Annotated in this window: 15 protein-coding genes and 1 other annotated feature; of the genes, 13 read left to right on the forward strand and 2 right to left on the reverse strand. The window is 51.7% G+C overall.

What is annotated here, in order from left to right; genetic code table 11:
* Window positions 1-10: 10 nt before the first annotated feature.
* A complete protein-coding gene (locus tag R70331_RS14335) occupies window positions 11-496 on the reverse strand; it encodes a DUF6803 family protein (protein ID WP_042176578.1) in 486 nt (161 codons plus the stop codon).
* A gap of 146 nt (window positions 497-642) precedes the next feature.
* On the opposite strand from R70331_RS14335, the gene R70331_RS14340 reads away from it, so the two are divergent.
* The 10 genes from R70331_RS14340 (at window position 643) to R70331_RS14385 (ending at window position 16,672) form a co-directional block, all read left to right on the forward strand.
* Window positions 643-1,317: an HAD family hydrolase gene (locus R70331_RS14340; protein WP_042176580.1), complete on the forward strand. Its 675-nt coding sequence runs from the start codon at window positions 643-645 to the stop codon at window positions 1,315-1,317.
* A 438-nt stretch (window positions 1,318-1,755) separates the two neighbouring features.
* The gene (thrS, locus tag R70331_RS14345; RefSeq protein ID WP_042176581.1) at window positions 1,756-3,669 is read left to right on the forward strand and encodes a threonine--tRNA ligase; all 1,914 of its coding nucleotides are present in this window, start codon (window positions 1,756-1,758) and stop codon (window positions 3,667-3,669) included.
* A gap of 186 nt (window positions 3,670-3,855) precedes the next feature.
* Entirely contained in the window at window positions 3,856-4,452 is a 597-nt protein-coding gene (locus R70331_RS14350) for a GNAT family N-acetyltransferase (RefSeq protein WP_156131128.1), read from the forward strand.
* A 245-nt stretch (window positions 4,453-4,697) separates the two neighbouring features.
* A complete protein-coding gene (locus tag R70331_RS14355; protein WP_042176582.1) occupies window positions 4,698-6,206 on the forward strand; it encodes a hypothetical protein in 1,509 nt (502 codons plus the stop codon).
* Window positions 6,207-6,217: 11 nt separating this feature from the next.
* Window positions 6,218-6,976 carry a DUF6063 family protein gene (locus tag R70331_RS14360; RefSeq protein ID WP_042176583.1) on the forward strand — a complete coding sequence of 253 codons (759 nt, stop codon included), beginning with the start codon at window positions 6,218-6,220 and terminating at the stop codon, window positions 6,974-6,976.
* Window positions 6,963-11,444, forward strand: a complete 4,482-nt coding sequence (locus R70331_RS14365; RefSeq protein WP_042176584.1) for a coiled-coil domain-containing protein — start codon at window positions 6,963-6,965, stop codon at window positions 11,442-11,444. The genes R70331_RS14360 and R70331_RS14365 overlap by 14 nt, the downstream gene beginning before the upstream one ends.
* A gap of 235 nt (window positions 11,445-11,679) precedes the next feature.
* Window positions 11,680-13,188 carry a TPM domain-containing protein gene (locus R70331_RS30505; RefSeq protein ID WP_052419057.1) on the forward strand — a complete coding sequence of 503 codons (1,509 nt, stop codon included), beginning with the start codon at window positions 11,680-11,682 and terminating at the stop codon, window positions 13,186-13,188.
* A gap of 183 nt (window positions 13,189-13,371) precedes the next feature.
* On the forward strand, window positions 13,372-14,520 hold the full coding sequence (locus R70331_RS14375; protein ID WP_042176586.1) for a phosphodiester glycosidase family protein: 1,149 nt from the start codon (window positions 13,372-13,374) through the stop codon (window positions 14,518-14,520).
* An 85-nt stretch (window positions 14,521-14,605) separates the two neighbouring features.
* Window positions 14,606-15,538, forward strand: a complete 933-nt coding sequence (locus R70331_RS14380; protein ID WP_042176588.1) for a LysR family transcriptional regulator — start codon at window positions 14,606-14,608, stop codon at window positions 15,536-15,538.
* 15 nt (window positions 15,539-15,553) lie between these two features.
* Window positions 15,554-16,672: a 5-methyltetrahydropteroyltriglutamate--homocysteine S-methyltransferase gene (locus R70331_RS14385; RefSeq protein ID WP_042176590.1), complete on the forward strand. Its 1,119-nt coding sequence runs from the start codon at window positions 15,554-15,556 to the stop codon at window positions 16,670-16,672.
* Between the two features lie 433 nt (window positions 16,673-17,105).
* On the opposite strand, the gene R70331_RS30510 is transcribed toward R70331_RS14385, so the two are convergent.
* Window positions 17,106-17,843, reverse strand: coding sequence for a thermonuclease family protein (locus R70331_RS30510; protein ID WP_052419058.1), 738 nt, complete (start codon window positions 17,841-17,843; stop codon window positions 17,106-17,108).
* Window positions 17,844-17,996: 153 nt separating this feature from the next.
* Between R70331_RS30510 and R70331_RS14395 the strand changes: the two genes are divergently transcribed.
* From R70331_RS14395 to R70331_RS14405, 3 genes are all read left to right on the forward strand, one after another.
* Window positions 17,997-18,353, forward strand: a complete 357-nt coding sequence (locus R70331_RS14395; protein ID WP_042176593.1) for a hypothetical protein — start codon at window positions 17,997-17,999, stop codon at window positions 18,351-18,353.
* A 59-nt stretch (window positions 18,354-18,412) separates the two neighbouring features.
* Window positions 18,413-18,680: a binding site (T-box leader), on the forward strand.
* 60 nt (window positions 18,681-18,740) lie between these two features.
* Window positions 18,741-20,300, forward strand: coding sequence for a lysine--tRNA ligase (gene lysS / locus R70331_RS14400; protein ID WP_042176596.1), 1,560 nt, complete (start codon window positions 18,741-18,743; stop codon window positions 20,298-20,300).
* 92 nt (window positions 20,301-20,392) lie between these two features.
* The gene (locus R70331_RS14405) at window positions 20,393-21,109 is read left to right on the forward strand and encodes a YebC/PmpR family DNA-binding transcriptional regulator (protein ID WP_039873029.1); all 717 of its coding nucleotides are present in this window, start codon (window positions 20,393-20,395) and stop codon (window positions 21,107-21,109) included.
* The last annotated feature ends 45 nt before the right edge of the window (window positions 21,110-21,154 follow it).

Here is a 21,154-nt window from a genome sequence, read left to right on the forward strand (position 1 = left end):
GGTCAGGCCATCAGTGGTTCATCCCGGCCATCCCGCTGATAATTTCCGGATTGATCATACCAAAGATCATCGCAATATGCGCTACCACCAGGAAACCGCTGACCAGCAGAAAATGGAGCTTCAGCTTGTCCTCTTCCGTACGCTTGCGGGCAATCAGGCCGAGATCGAGCAGCGCCAGCGGCAGGAGGAACAGAACTCCGCTCAGGTAGAAGCCTACAGCAACAACATCAACCCAGGTATGCCATTCACCGTTAACAGTAAGCGGTACAAAGGCGGTCGGGAACAAATAGAGAAAGATTCCGGTGAAATAAAGACCGGCGAGAATACTGCATACCCGGTTAAAGGCTCTCAGCGGGCCGTTCAGTTTTTTGGTGAACAGAATAAAGAATTCGGTTACAGTAATCGTCTCTGCGAAAATAACCGGAATCGCCATAAAAAATATCAGGTTCCATGGCTGATTGTCCGCCAGCAGCGACATGTAGTGTGTCATTGTCATGTTACATCCTCCAATAGCAAAATAACTTACTCCGAAATATTAATAGATAAGTGTGTGGAAAGTATGTAGAAACAGGGGTATGATGGAACGAGCTGTGCGGTTAAGCACCGGTGAGTAACAATACATATTGCGGGAGGAGCAGCAAGATGAATGGAGAGCTGAAGCATATTTTATTTGACCTGGACGGTACACTGACTGATCCGAAAGAGGGGATTACCCGGTGTGTGGAATATGCACTGAACAAGTTCGGAATAACGGTGGAGCACCTGGACCTGCTGCTGCCGTATATCGGGCCGCCGCTGTATGACTCTTTTGTGCAGATTCAGGGGTTAACGGAGGAGCAGGCCGCGCAGGCGGTAATCTATTACCGTGAACGCTACAGCACTGTCGGGATGTTCGAGAATGCCGTCATTCCCGGAATTCCTGAGCTGCTGGAGGCTCTGCAAGCCAAGGGTTACACCTTGTATGTGGCTACGTCCAAGCCTACGGTATTCGCAGAACAGATTCTTAAGCATTACGGGCTGGATAAGTATTTCCGGCATGTAGGCGGCAGCAATCTCGATGGCACCCGCTCCAAAAAGGCTGAGGTGATCCGCTACGTGCTGGAGCAGGGAGGTATTACACCTGAGGAGGCTGTAATGATCGGCGACCGGGAGCATGACATTATCGGGGCAAAAGCCTGCGGCGTAGCCTCTATCGGCGTACTGGTCGGCTATGGCTCAGAAGCGGAGTTGTCCGCCAGCGGCGCGGATTATATAGCAGCAACCGTTGAGGAAATCGGACAGATTATTACACGGATCGGTGTGCCGGCTGCCGGTTGACCTTACCGGGTGTTTGAATTATTTTTTATAATGGCTATTGACTTATCAGATTGTCATTGAGTAATATGTAACCATCAACACCAAGCAACATCATAACCAAGGCATTGACCAAAGACAGGATATCCTCCAAGGACTGACCAGAGAGAGAAGTGAGTGGTGAGAGCTTCTTACAGAGACCGGCCGGATGTTACCCCTTTGCAGCCGTGGCACTGAACCCTCCCTGCTGTCAGGGCGGCTGTAAATGCCACCGACTTATCCCCGATACCGGATACCATGAGGATTATGCGACTTAGCTTCCGCCTGACAGCAGGGGGTTGTTACAGCGCAGGTCAAACTAGGGTGGAACCACGAGCTTAAGCGCACTCGTCCCTTTTCGGGAGAGATGCGTTTTTTTGCGTTCAAATGTTCAATTACCTTAAAGAGACGGAGGCTATAATCATGGAGATCAAAGTAAAACTGCCGGATGGACAAATAAAAGGGTATTCGTATAACACTGATATTAGTGCAGTAGCAGAATCTATTAGTCCCAGTCTGAAGAAAAATGCAGTGGCAGGCAAAGTAGACGGAAAGCTCGTTGACCTGCATCATCCGCTTGTTAAGGACAGCCGGGTTGAGATTGTGACACTGGACAGCAAGGAAGGCCAGGACGTACACCGGCACAGCACTGCACATCTGATGGCCCAGGCCATTAAACGGATCTACGGCGGCAAAAAGGTGAAGCTGGGCATCGGTCCGGTCATCGAAGACGGCTTCTACTACGATGTTGATATCGAGCAGCCGTTGTCGAGCGAGGATCTGGCGGCAATTGAGCAGGAGATGAATGCCATCGTTAAGGAAAATCTGCCGATCGTCCGCCGGGAAGTCAGCCGTGATGAGGCGGTTAACCTATTCGCAGATTTGGAGGAGCCGCTCAAGCTGGAGCTTATCCGTGATCTGCCGGAGGAGGCCGTAATCAGCATTTATGATCAAGGGGAATTCTCCGATCTGTGCCGCGGCCCACACTTGGCTTCAACTGGCCAAATCAAGGTGTTCAAGCTCATGAGCGTGGCGGGAGCCTACTGGCGCGGGGATTCGAATAATAAGATGCTGCAGCGGATTTATGGTGTGGCTTTCCTGAAAAAAAACCAGCTCGATGAGCATCTGCACATGCTGGAGGAAGCCAAGAAACGGGATCACCGCAAGCTCGGCAAGGAGCTGGAGCTGTTCATGTTCTCCGAGGAATCACCAGGCATGCCGTTCTATTTGCCCAAAGGGATGATTATCCGCACAGAACTGGAGGATTTCAGCCGCGGACTACAGCGCGAGCGGGATTACAGTGAGGTCCGTACACCTCTGATGATGAACAACCGGCTGTGGGAGCAATCCGGTCACTATGATCACTACAAGGACGATATGTATTTCACTCAGGCGGACGAAGCAAAGTTTGCGCTGAAGCCGATGAACTGTCCCGGGCATATGCTGATCTTCAAAAATAGCCTGCACTCCTACCGGGAGCTGCCGATCAGGCTGGCCGAATTCGGGCAGGTGCACCGCAACGAGTCCTCCGGCTCGCTGAACGGGATGATGCGTGTCCGCACTTTTTGCCAGGATGATGCCCACCTGTTCGTGCTGCCTGAGCAAATTGAAGCTGAGATCGGCCATGTGCTGGACTTGATCGACCATATCTATAATGTGTTCGGCTTCGAATACAAGGTGGAGCTGTCCACTCGTCCGGCAGATTATATGGGTGAGGAGTCACTCTGGGATCAGGCGGAGGCTGCGCTGGAAAAAGTGCTGCAAAACCGCGGCCTGCCGTACCGGATCAATGCGGGAGACGGCGCTTTTTACGGGCCGAAAATTGACTTTCATATCCTCGATGCGCTAAAAAGGAGCTGGCAGTGCGGCACAGTGCAGCTTGATTTCCAGATGCCGCAAAAATTCGACCTGACTTATGTCGGCGAAGACGGCCAGAAGCACCGTCCGGTAGTCATTCACCGCGCGGTATACGGCTCGATCGACCGTTTTATCGGGATTCTGACTGAGCATTTCAGCGGCGCTTTTCCGGTATGGCTGTCTCCGGTCCAGGTGAAGCTGCTTCCAGTATCGGTGAATCATGCAGACTATGCCTTCGAGGTGAAGCAGGCGCTGGCAGCTGCCGGAATCCGGGTAGAAGCGGATGTGCGTAATGAGAAGCTTGGACTGAAGATCCGGGAAGCCCAGCTGGAAAAGGTGCCTTATATGCTCGTGCTTGGTGACAATGAGCGTAATTCCGGCACAATCTCTGTGCGGAAGCGGGACGGTGGAGATGCCGGTTCAATGAGTATTGATGAGCTGGCCCGGCTGATTGCCGCAGAGATTGCCGAGCGGAAATAAAAAGTTTCTTCATTAATATGTAACAGCTCCGTTTTTACACAAACGGGGCTGTTTTTTTATCAAAACCATACAGACAGAGGACAGGCAGATCGTTTACAATTTAAGGGCAGCTGATCTTTTAAGTGGAGATCGGCGTTTAGTTATGCAGCGTGCTTTGAACTCATCCGCATCTTAGGAGGCAATTGTGTGATCTCGGAGAACATCAGACCTTTAAACGGCACGTACATTCAAATGGTTCCCATGGAGGCAGCGCATAGGGCGGAGCTTACAGCGATTCTAAGCAACCCGCAAATCTGGGAATTTACCTGGAGAAAAATCACCTCCGCCGCACAGGTAGAGCAGCTTATCGATACGGCGCTTATGAACAAAGACAAGGGTCACGATCTGCCGTTTGTTATGCTGGACCGTTCTACCGGACGGATTGCCGGGACCTCGCGGATTATGCATATTGATCATGCCCACCGCAACGCGGAAATCGGCTGTACCTGGATTGCCCCTGAATACTGGAGAACACCGGTGAATACAGAAGGCAAAGCGCTGCTGCTGAAGCACTGCTTCGAGGAGCTTGGACTGCTCCGGGTGAATTTTACAATTGTCCGCGGCAACCTGCGGTCACAACGAGCGATTGAACGCATAGGTGCCACAAAAGAAGGTATCCTCCGCAAGCACCGGATCAGCTCTGATGGTAGTGTAGTCGATAATGTGCTGTACAGCATCATTGATGAGGAGTGGCCGGGGGTAAAGGCGAATTTGCATTATCTTTTGCAGGAGAAATATATCTAAAGTCATTAATGTAGTATTGATTGCAACGGGCTCTGCTTCCAGCGGAGTCCTTTTTAACGTCATCGCGGAATCCTCCACAAGGATCATAGCCAACTCTTTATTTCATTGTTATAATAGAAACATATATTCGTAAGGAAAATGTTAGTTATCTGTGATTGCTAACCCATATTTCCCTCTTTGGGCTGATATGGGTTATGTTTTTTTGTCACCAATTATGAAGTGATGGCGGGGTTGGCTTATACATTATGAACTGGTCTGATTTTGGGGAACGGAACAAGCGGCTTAATCCGCTGTGGAGCCTTGGCGCGGGGATGAATCTCGGTGAGCTTCAGCCGTACAAGGAAATGATCGCACTCAGTGTGCTCCTGCAGGTCTACTATCTGGAGCTGGAATCGAATGAGCAGCGGTCCAAGGAGGATATCGTCGGTCTGGCCTGGAGCTCACTGGAGCGCTTTAAGATCACCGGGCTGGGAACCGCAGAATCGGTGGAACGCCTGGTGGACGGATTACTCTGGAGCGGCAACGGCGGCGATTTTGAGGCGGTATATTACGATGACCACACGCGGCAGATGACCATGCAGAAATATAAGTATTTTACCGTGGACGAGGATGCCACACGCAGCAGCTGGGAAGAGAGCGGAACCACTATCTACCGGCTCTCCGAGCATGCGATGGAGCTGATCTTCATGAGCCACGAGATTATTGAGGAATTCCAGATCAGCATCAAGCTGCTGGAGATTCAGATGCATATCAAGCATGGCCGGGTAACGCGTGCGCTGCAGGATGTGAATGAGCTGATCTCACGTGTACGCAAAATGACCCAGCAGCAGCAGGAGTACCGGAACGCGCTGCGCCGTAATCCAAAGCATATGTTCAGCGAATACGGGGTGATGCGCCATCAGCGGCTGGAGGAAATCCACCAGCAGTTTGACGAGGAACGCAGGCACTTTGACAGTATTCACCGCTCGCTGGCGCGGCTGGTTAATGACGAGAAGGATCTGATCGATTTCAACGAGCTGCGGCTGCTGTCTGAACGGGTGGAGCTGTCACGGAAAGTCCATGATGAGCTGGCCGAGGTGGTGCTGGGCATTTTTGAGGCTGAAACGAATCTGCGGCTGAACTTCCCTGAGCTGTTCTGGGGGGCGGCCGGCTTTAACTTCCGGATCAATGTATGGGAGGAATGGGTCAAAAGTGACGGGCTTCCTTCCGGGGACAGTCTTGAGCTGCTTGTAGGCGGCTTGTTCGCACCGCAGCAGGATTTCATTTATCCGCTCGCCTGGGCATGGGAGGAGCAGGAAACCGGATTCTTGCCTGAAGAATGGCTGGAGGAGCCGGAGGATACCGGTGAAGAGCCGGAAGAAAGCTATATTCCCAAAACGATACCCTGGCCGGAGATTGCCGGGCTGTGGCTTCCCGTATTTGCGGGGCTTGCAGCAGAAGGCAGGTTCACCTTTGCTGCAGAGGCTTTTACTGAAGAAGAAAAGCTTGGCTGGACGAATAACCCTAATGCGGTTGATTTATGGGCACAGTTTTTTCATGCTGAGGTGAAGGTACAGGAAGCCGGTGAAGAGAATACGGCTGGAACAGATGAATGCCAGAGACTCATTCAATACCTGCTGGACAAGCACCCTGAGCTGGAGGTTCTGCGGGGCAAGGTGCTAAGAACAAAAATTAGCGGTACCGGGCAGCAGCCGGCAGTTAAGTGGCCGGGGCTAGAGATGAGTCCGTACACTATTACTATAGAAGAAAGATGAGTGGTCCGAACATGAGTTATACATTGGAACAACTGCAGCAGGCGTCACGGCTGTTCTTTGACCTGCTGCGGCGGAAGGTCATTTCGCTGGATGATCCGGCGGCAGCGGAGTGTCTGCAGGACACTGGCGCTTATGATGCACTGCAATATCTGGCTAAAGAGGGAGGCTGCCGGATCATGAACTCCGGTCACCGCCTGCATCTGCTGGTCAATCCGTTAGGGTCGGGCTTTGCGACTAACTTCACCCAGCTGCGCAATAAATATTCGCGGATTGAGCGCAAGACGCATTTACATATCATCAACGTCATCATCCTGGTGTTTTTGGCAGAAATGGATCAGGACGAGCAGCATTTCAAACCCGGGCAGGATAGTATGTCTTACATCCAGCTGGCTGATCAGGTGTCGGCTGTTTTGAAGGCCTGGTATGAAATGGATGAAGAGGGCAGGTTCAGCAAGCAGTGGCGTCTCGACATTCAGGCAATGTACAAGGTGTGGGCCAGCCTGTATATGCAGACCAAAAGCCAGGAGGATGCCGACACACTGTCCAGAGGCTCCGGTTCACGGATCGGGCTGATCCATGAAGGGATGAAGCTGCTGGAGGATGAGCATCTGGTATTCATTTCCGAGAATGAAAAACGGATTTTCCCGCGGGAGGAATTGTACGAACGGATGCGCTACCTGTATCACGATGTAGAACGCTACAAAGAGCTGAAGGCGCTCATCGGCAGCACACTGGCGGAGAAGGAGGGGGACGCCCATGCCGCGCATTGAACGGATCCGGATCGCCGGACTGAAGTATGAGAAAATGCTCAAGAAATACGACGATATGGTGCTTGACCTGTGTAATGAGGAGGGGCCGGCAAATACCCTGATTACCCTGATGAACGGCGGCGGGAAAGGGGTGCTGCTGCAGTCGATTTTTCAGCTCCTGATTCCAAAGACTTCATGGGGGAAGGATAACGAGAATCAGGTTGAGGCCTTTTTCCATAATCATAAAAAACAGCTGAAGCCCTACACCTTCCACGTCGCCATTGAATGGAAGCTGGACTCCGGTGACCGTAATGAATATATTACGACCGGGATTGCCATGACAGCCCATAGCTCGGCAGATCAGCTTGAGATTAAGGTCGATTATCTGCTGTACACACTGACCGATTACGATGAGCATGCGGACCTAACGTTATCTACGCTGCCTCTCTACAATGCTGAGGAGGGCGGTCCGGCAAGCTTTGAGGCGATTCAGCAGTTTGTTCGGGAACGGCGCAGTGAGATCATCTACTACGGAAGCAGCCAAGCGGAGCTGAAGAAATATTATGCGTTCCTGGCCGGACGGGATATCCATATCGGCGAATGGCGTAATATGAAGAAGATTAACGGTGAAGAGGGCGGGATCAAGGGCTATTTTCAGAAAAATGATGCCTTCACGAACCACAATCTGTTCGAAAAGCTTATCATTCCGGAAATCGGCTCCAGCCTGAATGACGGGTCGCGTGAGGAGGACGGTTCACTTCAGCGGATGTTCACCGATACGGCAACGGTAGCCCAGCGGCTTCCGATGCTGGAGCAGCGGGAGAAGGCTTTTGCCGAGTTCACGGCGCTTGCTGCTCCGCTGCATGAGCTGGTCAAGCAGGGCGCGGAAGCGGAGCGGAGCTTTCAGGAGACGGAGCTGCTCGGCCGGCAGATTTATACGGTCATTTATGACGAGCTAAGATCAGCCGAAGACAACCGGGGCAGACAAGCAGACGAGCTGGTCCGGCTGCAGTCTGAGGCGCGGCAGCTGCGCTTTGAGGCGGATAACCTCAGCTATCTGCGCGGCAAAGAGGAGCATGATCAGAAGCAGGAAGAGTTCAAGTCCATCAGTGATAATCAGGGGCGGGCGCGTTCGCGGCTTGATGAGTCCAAAGAGCAGGAGAAACGGCTGGAAGTGGCGCAATATCTGGCCAAACGCCAGGTGCATCAGCGGGAAATCGGCCAATGGCAGAAGGAGATCGAAGCGATCGAAGGCTCACTTGAAATGAAGGAGCGCCAGGAGGTTATCCAGAGTGCCAAGGTGGAGCTGCGCTCTCAGTGGGATCAGGTTTTCCGGCTGTGGCAGCAGGAGCTTGCCGGCTTCGCAGGACGCCAGCAGACACTCTCAGCTGAAGAAGCCGGGCTGCGTAAAGAACGGGAAAGTTATGTTCTGGAGCTGGGCGGACTGGAGAGCCGGATTAATGAGCTTACCGGCTCCATTCGTCAGTTTACCGAGGAAGCAGGCGTGTTCGGCTCCCGGCATGGACAGGAAGCAGCCAGTGCGCCTGGGCCGGCGCTGCAGCGGACGCTACTTGCCGCCAACTCTATTGCAGATTCCATTGCAGACCGCGCCTGTCTGCGTAGCCAGGGGGAAGCGCGCAGGCTTAGCCTGCGCACAAACCTGGCGGAGCTTCAGGCTAAGCTTGCCGCTGAACGGCGCCAAAAGGGTGAACTGAACAATCAGCTGGAAGCGCAGATAGGCCGGGAATCGCAGCTGTGGTCACAGCTTGTTGTGCTGCTTGAGCTATACGAAGAGCATCAGATCCTGGGGGCAACAGCGCTGTTTGAAGCAAAAGCTTTGATTCAGGAGCGGTTCATCCGTAGACTGGATGATACAGAGCAGCAGACCAAGCGGCTGCGCAGAGAGTATTATCATCAGCAGCTGGACGTAGAGCTGCAGCAGGAAGCTTATTGGCTGCCTAATGCGGATGTGCTTGCCGTTAAGGACAGGCTGGATGCACTTAAGATCAGCTCCATGCCCGGCAGCTCCTATCTGAATGATCTTAGTTATCTGCAGCGTGAGGAAGAGCTCGGACGTCATCCGCTGCTCCCTTACGGACTAATCGTCACACAGCGTGAGGCGGACAAAATCCCGCCGGATGCACTGAAGAATGTCATTCTCAAATCGGCGGTTCCGGTCTTTATCCGTGAGGAGATGGGGGCAACAGCGGTGGAGCCGTTCCTCCTGCTGGCCAATCAGGGGCCGCAGATGGTTCTGCAGCCGGAGCAATTCCACGACTGGAAGCGCGGGATTGCCTCCCGGCTGAAGGAGCAAGAAGAAGAGCTGCAGGATGCTGAGAATTACATGTCCAAGCTGAAAACAGCCCGGCAGGAGTTTGAGCGGCTGTTCCAGACTGAGCATACGGTAATTTTGAAAGCCAAGTCCCGTGAGCTGGAGCTGGTTGTGAACGAGCTGGATGGAGCCGTTGCCGGTCTAAAGACAGAGATCAGTGAGAATGAAGAGCTGCTTGCTTCCATTCAGAAGGAGCTTAATGAATATGAGCAGGAAAAGACCGGACTGGAGCAAAGAGCCCAGGCCCTGCGGCTGTGGGAAGAGCGGACCCGGAAGCAGGAGCAGGATTACAAGGATAAGCAGAGAGCGGTAGACCGCAGACAGGCGCTGGTTAAGGAAATCTCTGTTAAAGACCAGGGGCTGGTTCAGCTGAAGTCGGAGATGGAAAGCGCAGCACAACTGCGGGAGCAGTGGATCGGGGATACCCGTTATTCTCTGTTCCCAAGGCTGCAGAGCTGGTTCCCGGAGCTTCTATTTCCAAATGACCGTCAGAGTGAAATTGGCGCGGCAGAGGAAGAACTGAACCTGGATGCCCAGAATAAAATGCTGCAGCTGCTCAGTACAGTGGAGAGTCTGCAGCAATCGCTGACCCATAATGAGCTGGAAATCCGTACTCGTCAGGGTAACATCAAGCGTGCAGGTGAACAGCTGAGAGAGCTTGAGGCTGCTGTCTATCAGGTTGACCGTGACTGGCATGGCGCGCCTGAGCCGCAGGATTCACCTGAAGCAATAACGGCAGCGCGGGCACGGCAGAAGAATGAGACGGTATATCTGGAGGAGGATTACCAGAGCGTACGCGAATCGTACATCCGCTGCCAGACGATCCTTGAGAATCTGCAGAAGGATCTGCGCAAAACCGAAAAGTCAATCAAAGAGAAGCATGAACGGCCTGTGGAATTATGGACCGACGCGCTCTCTGTCAAAGAGCAGGAGATCTCGGAAGATACCCGTGAGAACGAACGGCAATTAAGCCTATGTAAACAACGTCTCACTGCGGTAGATCAATGGCTCCAGACGCTGGGCAATCAGAGACAGATTCTCGACACGCATGTCGAAGGCCGGGTTCAGCTCCGTGATGTGCCGGAGGAAGTGCAGCAGCAGGTGAGAGAAAGCTGTGAGCGTACAGTCTCTGACTGGCTGCTGCAGAGTAAAGAAAGCCGTGCACAGCGTACGGAGCTTACCCGTAAAGTGAAGGAAGAGAAAAATGACTTGAGTGCCAAGCTGGCCAAGTGCGGCTGGAGCAGCGAGCTGGAGACCAAAATCCAGGAGCGGCTGAATACCGTGCACTGGGAGGACTTCTCCATTGCCGGGCAGGTGCTGGATTCGATGCTGCAGAGCTCGCGCGATCAGATTGAGAGCATCCGCAGCGACAAAGAGAGCATGGAGCTCTCGCGTAAGCTGTGGGTCGGACGTGCGGCCAAGCGGGTCGTGCAGATTACGGATATCCTGAAGCGCATGGAACGGCGGATGATTATTCACAACGAGAACGGTCATGCTTTTCCGCTGGTGAAGCTGAATTACAAGCATATTACTGTTCCCAAGACGACGGATGATATCGAGCCACTGGTCAGCGACTATTTCAACCGCTGCATCAGCAGCCTGCTGGAGAAATATCCGAAGATTGAGCAGGTGCCGGCGGCAGCGGTCAAAGATCTGATCAATGACGGCAAACTCGTGTACGCAGCCATGCAGAACCGCTTCCCTGTGCTTCAGGTGTACAAGCCGGTTACAGAGAATTATTTCCTGTATGCGGCACCTGAGGAATTCCACTACTCCGATTGGGAGGTCATCAACCGGGGTGCGCTTGACGAAGCTGTCGGCAGCGGCGGCCAGCGCCAGTCGGTGCAGCTGCTTGTGGCAATGATGATCATGACCCATAAGCGGGTTAACCGTGAGAACAAGGGCTGGACCGTCTTCCTCTACGACAACCCGTTCGGTGAGATGGTCTCCAACAACGTGCTTGATCCCGTCTTCGAAATCTCCAAGGCGCTAAGGTTCCAGTGGCTGATCGTGACTCCGCCGGAGCTGGTAAAGAATGATGTCAGTGTGCGCTTCGGCGTCTACTGGCAGCTGTACTTTGGCGGGGACAAAGGTGAGATGCTGGAGTCTACGCTGGTAAAAGGCGGCAGAAAGATGATCCCGGCATCGTTATTCTAGTTGTAACTTAAAAAGGACCCGTCTGGCAGATGCCTGGCGGGTTTGTTTTGAGTTAGGGTGAGCGGGAGAAGGAGATCATAGGGATTAATATTAGTAATGAGTAATAGAATACAGCATATAATTAGTAGCAGATAGTCTCGCAGAATTCATCAGCCCACTAGAAATTGTAGAATTTTAACAATGACCGCAGGCAAAGCCGATATTAAGACTAGAATAGACAAGCAGGGGGATTTATATGAAGCACAAAGGTATCATAGTTATGCTGGTTGCGATGCTGCTGAGTGTTATGCTGCTGCCGGAGGTAAGCCGGGCCAAGCCGGCCGTGCCGGAGCATACGGATGCTTTTTATGTGAATGACTTTGCCGGGGTTATTGACTTGAAAGCAGAGAATTATATGGTTAACTACGGTGTTAAGCTGCATCAGGAGACGGGAGCACAGGTAGTGCTGGTTACGGTAGATTCCACCGGTGGAGCTACCATGGAGGAGTATGCGAAGACGCTGTTTAACAGCTGGGGAATCGGCTCGGCGGATAAGGATAATGGTGTGCTGCTGCTGCTCTCCATCAAGGATGATGATTACTGGGTGCTGCAGGGAGACGGTTTAAAAAGCTCGCTAACCGACAGCATGCTGTCGCAGATTCTCGCCCAGTCGCTGGAGCCGGATTTTGCCCGTAAGGAATATGCAGCCGGGGCACGCAAGACCTACGGTGCATTGATTGAAAGCCTGGGCGGGGTATGGACGGAGCCGCTCGGGACGCGGAATTTTGTAGCCGACAATGCCGGTGTGCTTCCGCAGGTTACCCGACTCTATCTCAACCAGTCCAGCAACCGCTACAAAACAACGACCGGCAGCGGCGTTTACTTCGTAACGGTTAAGAATTCCGGCAGCAGGACGCTGCAGGATTATACCTATGCCAAATACGCCTCGGTCGGTGCAGGACCCAGGGATGTTATGCTGGTGCTCGATATTGAAGGCGACAATTATCATGTGCTGCAAGGCAAGGATGTAGATACTACCCTGACGAATGAAGTGATCGGAGATATACTCAGCAGGGCATTAGAGCCTCAATTCGCAGCCCAAAAATATGCAGCAGGCGTTACGGCAGCAGCCAATGAGATATTCAGCTTCTTTTTGGCCAGAGCCGATCACAGTCCGGCAGCTATTGCGCCTCAGGAGGCAGCTGGCACTGCAGCGGCCGGAGTTGCAGGAGGTGTTACGAATAAAGCTGTTGAGTCTGGTGAAGCCGTTGTGAAGGTACCGGAGCGCATTTCCAGAGGCAAGGGCTTTGCGGTAATAGGTATTTTTCTGGGCATTGTTGGCTTGATCAGCCTGGCAGCATCCCGGCGCAACAGTTACATCGCCCGCTATGGATTGCCTGTTAATCCTTATAGCCGGCGTAACATCCGCCGCTACGGGGTATGGCAGGGCCAGCCTGGATACGGCTACGGCAGCCGCTGGTACAACCGCCGGCATCGCCCACGCCGCAGCTCAGCCTCTCATCGGCGTAGCAGCTTCTGGGAGACTAATCACGGAGGCGGAGGTTCGAGCAGTGGAGGCGGAGCCGGACGCTACACCGGGAGTGAAACGAATCATGGAGGCGGAGGCTACAGCAGCGGCGGCGGAAGCGGACGGCATTCGTCACGAAGCAGCAATGAGGACCGATCCTCAAGCTCTTCCAGTGGAAGCTCCTCCGGCGGCGGAGGAAATGCGAGCCGCGGAGGCGGAGTTGGAAGGCACAGCTAGGCTGATGCTTTTCATCCCGTAATTAAGCCCTCTTTTTTTAAGAGGGTTTTCTTTTTTTTGTTACATATTATGGATAATAAAATGAAAATACTGAAACCTTTGCCTTTGGAAGATCGTCTATCATGGGAGAATATGAGACTATTACATTTTGCATGAGATGCATGACCAGGGAGGAACTTAGCAGTGAGCACTTCATCATATCCCCAGCGCAACGGCGCTCGCAAGAAGAAGCCTGTCAAAAAGAAACGCAAGAAAGTAAGCTTTCTGCGCAGACTCACCAGAGTGTTTATGTTCTGCTTATTCATGCTGACTATTGGAATGGGCTGGCTGTATTTTGCACCGTCTGCTAATAACTTTCGTTATCTGATTGCAGATACATTAATTACGACACAGCATCGCTATATGGCCAAGTATATTATCGGCGAAGATGAACTGAAGAACAGGGTTGCAGAATATAACCAGCGTTTTGATAATATGGGGGACGAGCTGGATACCCATACTATTGCAGCACCTAACCCTGAAGCTGATGCGGACTCGGACGCAGAAGCTGCAGCAGTGAAACCCCTTGTGGAGATTGAAAAAGTCACCGGAACCGGCTATTCGGGTTACATAATGATCGTCAATGATCCGACCAAAGTACGGCTCGGCATCCCGGATAAAGTAGGCTCAGGCGAAAAGGTATCCAGCATGGTAAAGCGTACCGGAGCAATTGCCGGAGTGAACGGCGGAGGCTTCGCAGATCCGGAATGGAAGGGTAACGGATTTAAGCCGATCGGACTGGTCATTTCCCAAGGAAAGCTTTTTTACAACGGGCTTGGGGGAAAGGATTCAACACAAATTGTCGGGCTTGATAAGCATGGCAAAATGATTGCAGGCAACTATACGCTGGGAGAGCTGAGCAAGCTCGGGGTACAGGAAGCCGTTTCCTTTCAGCCGCGGATTATCGTTAACGGCAAGGGGCTGATCAAAAATGCAGCCGAAGGCTGGGGAATCGCCCCAAGAACGGCTATGGGCCAGCGCGCAGACGGCGCTCTGCTGTTCGTAGTGATTGACGGGAGACAGCCGGGCTATAGCATCGGTGCCAATCTGTATGATGTCCAGCAGATTATGCTTAAGCATGGTGCGGTGATCGCTGCCAATCTGGACGGAGGCTCATCCACGGTGCTTGTAAAGGACAATGAGATCGTCAACAAACCGTCTTCGCAATACGGCGAACGTTATTTGCCGACAGCCTTTCTGGTGTTCGAGCATCCGGAAGAGGCACAGATCATGAATATCTGGGAAGGGCTTGACCCCTCACAGATCGACGCCGCAAAAAAGCGGACGCAGTAGACACCGGACCGGAATTAAAGGTATTCTACTAACTAGAAGCCAGAAACGTAGAGGGCGGCAGCCTTTGGTAAGAGGAGGAACAGGTTTGACATTGCAGCAGCTCCGCTATGCCATTGAGATTGCGAACAGCGGCTCGATGAATGAGGCGGCAAAACGGCTTTTTGTGTCACAGCCCAGTCTCTCCAATGCGATTAAGGAGCTGGAGAACGAGCTGGGAATTACTATTTTTGAACGGACCAACCGCGGAATCAGCATATCAGCCGAAGGCGTTGAGTTTCTCGGCTATGCCCGGCAGATCATCGAGCAGACCGAGTTCATGGAGAACCGGTATACCGGGAAGAAGCGCAGTCCGGTTTATTTTTCCGTGTCTACCCAGCACTATGCCTTTGTTGTAGATGCCTTTGTACACCTGATGAAGGAGCGGCAGCTTGCCGAATATAATTTCAGTCTGCGGGAGACCCAAACGTATGAGATCATTGAGGATGTGCGTACCCTGCGCAGTGATCTGGGCATCCTGTATATTAATGAGAGCAATTACAAGGTTATGAATAAGCTGTTCAGTGACGGAAATCTGAAATTCACACCGCTGTTCAACACGAACCCGCATGTCTATGTCAGAGCCGCCCATCCACTGGCTGCAAAAGAAATCATTGTGCTGGAAGACATCCTGCCGTTTCCGTACATTACATTTGAGCAGGGGGATAACAACTCACTGCATTTCTCGGAAGAGATGCTTAGCTTCACGCAGATTGAGAAAAATATAAAGGTAACGGACCGGGCAACGCTTACTAACCTGCTGCTCGGCAGTGATGCTTATACGATCGGGACCGGCATAATGGCTTCCGAACTGAACGGCAACGGTATGCTGACCATTCCTTATGAGAGCAACGAAGTGTTTACCGTCGGCTGGATTGCCCATAAGGACCGTAAGCCGAGTGAAATTATGTCCGCTTTTATCGATCTGCTGAACGATCTGGTTGCCAGCAGCTATTTTGATATGAACCAATTCTTACTATAACAGCAGGAGGGTCGTATGATCAGTCCAATTACCGGTTCCGCCAGAAACGCCCCGCCCTTTCGTTATGATATTGTAGGCAGTTTTTTGCGCAGTGAGGGTATTAAGGCAGCGCGCAGTCAGTTTGAACAAGGTGAATTAACCTCAGCACAGCTGGGTGAGATTGAGAATAAAGAGATTGCTGAGCTGGTGAAGCACGAGAAGGCTCTGGGGCTGAAGGCTATTACCGACGGCGAATTCCGCCGCTCCTGGTGGCATCTTGATTTCTTTCTTGGTATAACGGGTACACAGAAAATCATTCTAAACCAGGGAAGCGGCTCAGCCAAGGAAAATACGCAGCGGGCGGAGAGCTTTAAGATTACGGGGAAAATATCGTTCGGGGATCACCCGATGTTAGCTGATTATATGAAGCTGCAGCAGCTGGCCGGTGACACGTTGGCTAAAATGACGATTCCCGCCCCGTCGTTGTTCCACTTTGTGCAGGATTATAACGGAAATGAGATCTATCCTGACCGGGATCAGCTGTTCCAGGATATTATTGCGGTGTACCGTTCAGCTATCCAGGCATTTTATGATGCGGGCTGCCGCTATCTGCAGCTGGATGATACGACCTGGGGGACCCTGTCGAGCGGCAGGCACCGGGCACATCTCCGGAGCAGAGGCGTTGATCCGGATCAGCTGGCCCGGGACTATGTTCGGCTGATTAACGAAAGTATCGCTGACAAGCCTGGGGATATGACGATAGCACTGCATGTATGCCGGGGGAATCTGCGTTCTACCTGGTTTGCTGCGGGCGGATATGAGCCTGTTGCCGAGGCGCTGTTCGGCGGGGCCCGGGTGGATGCTTTTTTCCTGGAATACGACAATGAGCGCTCCGGTGACTTTGCTCCGCTGCGGTTCATTCAAGACCAGTTCGTGGTGCTGGGTCTGGTAACCACTAAGCATGGCGGGCTGGAGAATAAAGAGCAGCTAAAGCTGCGGATTGCTGAAGCTGCGCAGTATGTGGATATTGACAAACTGTGCCTGAGTCCGCAATGCGGCTTTGCCTCGTCGGAGGAAGGCAATATTCTGACCGAGGAAGAGCAGTGGGACAAAATCCGGCTTGTGATCGAGACTGCAAACGAGGTATGGGTGTAATAAGTAAGGTATGGTTTACAAAGGTACAGGGATGTCTTAAGCAGCCGGAAGGGCTGCGGGACATCCCTGTTTTTTGTTTTGCTGATACCGTGTAACTTTGCCGTTGCCGGAAACACTGCTGTAAAGAATAGCTGCACTCTGTACACTTAAAAAGCGCGAAAGTTTGCTCCGGCTCCATTTAAATGTATTTTGTGCAACTATTCCTGCCCGAAATAACCAAAATGAGCATTTTGCGGATTTTTAATTGTACAGAATACACTTATATGTGTAATCCGGGGAGAAACAGGCATTTTAGTTGTATAATGTGCAGTTATCCCTGGTATGTGCAAAGTGTAAGTTACCCGCCAGCACCTTGATACAGCCTGCTAACCAAGCTAAGCGGACAATCGCCATCTGAATCTCTATCAGTCCGTTAATCGGTATCATTCGCCTACTACTGGCCTGAAGCAGCCGCATTTGTATTAAATCCCCTGTTAGTCACGTAGTTGTCGATACTCCAGATCCTGAGCCCGGATTCCCGTGCCCTCGATTCAATCATCCTAAAGTCATCTAAGTACAAGGTATCCGGCGGAAAAACAGCGACTCTGGCCAGCCCTTTCTCCAGCAGCAGCTGATTAACCATCTGATCATTCACGTATACGTAGGCTAGCAGTCTTCCGTATTGATCTCGCTCTGATTCGTCAAATTCCAGATGTACGGTTTGTCCGTCGAGCAGTTCTTTAGTATAGTCACGTGCTTCCAGCGCATAGGGCTCTGGCTGTTCTCCTATCTCCGGCGTGTCGATCAGCAGCAGACGAACCTTCTCGGTATCACCTTCGTTTGTACGGATTCGGAAGGTATCGCCGTCGATGACAGAGGTAACTTCGGCGTCCATTGTTTTCGAAGTGTATATAAATGTGCCAGCTACTTCATAATCTCTTAATATGAAAAAATTCTGTATTGAAATAGCCTTCTCAAGCATTGTGGTTCCCGGTGCAGTAATAATAGAGAGAACTAAACTTACAGCCACTGTAAGTAGAGAGATTTTTTTAACACGTTTACGGGATTTCCGGGCAGAAACATTCCTGCGGCTAAGCATCGACGGTTTGATGAAGCTGATCGCCCAGACGATGATTGCCAGTATGGTTAGTAATAGAAATAATACTGCCGTATAAGATTCAGTGAATAACATCCATCAGAGCTCCTCTAGTAACAATAATGATGCCAGTGTAGCAGAAAATAGCAGCATTGAATACCCGATTGCAGCATTCAGCTGTGCTAAACCCACACAATCATCATTTACATATATCCCCAAATGCTTTATTGTTTTAGCGGGAGGGATAATATGGATCCATATGTTGAACGGCAATATGAACGGCGCGCAAAGCCGGGAAGAATCAGGAACCTGCTCATTGTACTGGTGATTTTAGTAGGAGTGCTTGCGCTGCTTAATCCTGCTATTGAGGATTTTGCTGAATATGCCGTTGATGACCTGCAGGATACGCTGGGCGCTTCGCTGCCGGAAGGTCTTGGTCAGGCAATGATCAAACCGCTGGTGCAGAGTCTTGCAGACAGGGAGAATTACATAATCTTTTCTGTTTTCAGTCTGCCGGATATTCAGGACAGCAGCACCTTTATTGGCGATATCACTGCGAAGAAGCGTTACCTTGGTTTGTTCAAAATCTTTTTTATCGAATTGTAGCTTGAAATTTAAGCTTGAAAAAGCACAGCAAATCATGTTTAAATGGTTTTAATCGGATATGAAAAGCGATGATGAGAAGAGTAGTTAAGCAAACGTTGTTCCCAGAGAGCTCCAGCCGGTGAAATGGAGCAGCAATGTGCCTGACGAAAAAAGTCTCTGAGCTGCATACGGAATTATGCGTACTGAACGCCTAAGGATGGTATGACGGGAGCTCCCGTTACAGAGCTAGGGTATAAGCGTTATGGCCGTACCCGAAGAGGCGGGCCTGGCAACATGTCCGCGAACAGAGGTGGTACCACGGTGCTTATGACAGCTCCCGTCCTCAAGATGACAATCTTGAGGCGGGGGCTTTTTTGTTTTTATTTCAAAATAGAGGAGATTATTAACATGCATTGGGCACAAAAAATCGCAAACGACTTGATCAGCAGCCATCCTGAGCGTCAGACTTTTGTATGCGCATCGGGAATTAGCCCGTCGGGCTCGGTTCATATCGGCAATTTCCGCGAGATTGTCACTACTTATTTCGTCACTCAGGCGCTTCAGAGAGCCGGGAAAGAGGTCCGCTTTATTTTCTCATGGGATGATTTCGACCGGTTCCGTAAGGTTCCCGCGCAGCTGGACGCTTCATATGAGCAGTATATCGGCCTGCCGTACACTAGGGTTCCATGTCCATGCGGTGACCATACTTCCTATGCTGAGCACTACGAGCAGGAGTTTGAACAAGCGCTGAGCGCTTTTGGCATCCTACCTGAATTTATCTATCAGAGCCGTGAATATCAGTCAGGCAGATATAATAAGGCCATACTCCACGCCCTGCGAAGCAGAGGGGAAATTTACGATATCCTGATGATGTTCAAAACAGGCAAAGCCACAGAGGAGGCCAGGGCAGCCTTTTACCCGGTTCAGATCTATTGCGAGCGCTGCGGAAAAGATTCGACCAGCGTTCATGCATTCGATGAGGAATCAGAGAATATTATCTACAGCTGCAAATGCGGCTGTTATAACACGCTTCATGTTCCTCAAGCCTCAAACATCAAGCTGCACTGGAAAATAGACTGGCCGATGCGCTGGGGAATGGAGCAGGTTGTGTTCGAGCCCGGCGGACGAGATCATTCGTCTGAGACGGGGAGCTATAATGTTGCCAAGGTCATGGCGGAAAAAATATTCGGAAATCAGCCGCCGTATTACGTTCCCTATGAGTTCATCAGCATTAAGGGCAGCCATGCCAAAATGTCCAGCTCGTCTGGCCATAACTATACGCCTGAGGACCTGCTGAAGGTATACGGGCCGGAGCCGATCCTGTTCATGTTCGCCAAATACCAGCCGGATGCGGCCTTCAGTATCGGCCTGGATGAGGATGTGCTGCGGAACTACACGGAATTCGAGCGCTTGCGTAAAGCTTATGCCGCAGGGTTGCTGGAGAGTGAAGACATGCGTGCGGCTCTTGAGCTGGTCCGGAGAAATCCTGAAGAGCTGGAAGCGCCGGGCTTCAGCCAGGCTGCGGCCCTGCTGCCGCTGATCAACTGGGACAGCGGGCTGCTGCAAAAGCTGCTGGACCAGGATAGCGGCGCTGCCGGTCAAGCCGAATTATTCCGGCAGACCGCAGAACGGGCCGAGCACTGGATCAGACATTATGCCCCGCATAAGCTGGTTACTGTGAACATCAGTCCGGACCGGGTGCGGTTTCAGTCACTGCAGGCTGCTGAACAGGAGCGCGTAATGGCATTCTGCAGCTTGCTCCGTACCGGCTTTTCCGATGAAACGGAGTTTATGCAGCAGGTGTACGCTATTTGTCACGATGCTGACAAAAAGACGATGAGGAGCAATCAGAAGGCGCTATTTTCCATCCTTTATCAGCTGATTCTGCAGCAGCCGGAGGGTCCAAGGGTTCCTGTACTTGTGCAGGCACTGGGCAAAGAGCGCGTGCTGGCGCTGCTGGAGTTCTAAACAGAGCGCCTATGCCCTTTACGGGATCGTCCCAAGAGAGGTATAATATAACGGACTGTTTATAACTTATGTTGGAAAGTGAGTCGAACACTATGGGCCGTAAATGGAATAATATTAAAGAGAAGAAAGCATCGAAGGATGCCAATACAAGTAAGGTCTACGCCAAATTCGGCGTTGAGATTTATGTAGCAGCTAAGAAAGGCGAACCGGACCCGGAATCGAACCGTGCACTCAAGGTCGTTCTGGAACGCGCCAAAACTTATAATGTACCGAAGGCCATTATCGACCGCGCTTTGGAAAAAGCTAAAGGAAGCGGCGACGAAAGCTATGTGGAGCTGCGCTATGAAGGCTTCGGACCAAGCGGCTCGATGATTATCATCGATGCATTGACCAATAACGTGAACCGTACGGCTCCGCTTGTCCGTTCTGCATTCAGCAAAAACGGCGGCAACATGGGTGTCAGCGGATCCGTAACGTATATGTTTGATCCGACAGCTGTTATCGGCCTGGAGGGTAAATCTGCTGAAGAAGTAATGGAGCTGCTGATTGAAGCCGATGTGGATGTACGTGATGTGCTGGAAGAGGACGAGGCGGTCATCGTATACGCTGAGCCTGACCAGTTCCATGCTGTACAGGAGACGCTTCGCGGGGCCGGTATTACAGAATTCACCGTAGCCGAGCTTACAATGCTTCCGCAGAACTATGTGGAGATCCCGGAAGATGCTGAAGCACAGTTCGAGAAGCTGATCGACGCACTGGAAGAGCTCGACGATGTACAGCAGGTCTATCACAACGTTGACTCCGAATAATCAGGGCTGCCGGTTGCCATAATAAGGTGAATCATTTTAGTAACC

The organism is Paenibacillus sp. FSL R7-0331, from assembly GCF_000758645.1.
GTDB lineage: Bacteria > Bacillota > Bacilli > Paenibacillales > Paenibacillaceae > Paenibacillus_AQ > Paenibacillus_AQ camerounensis.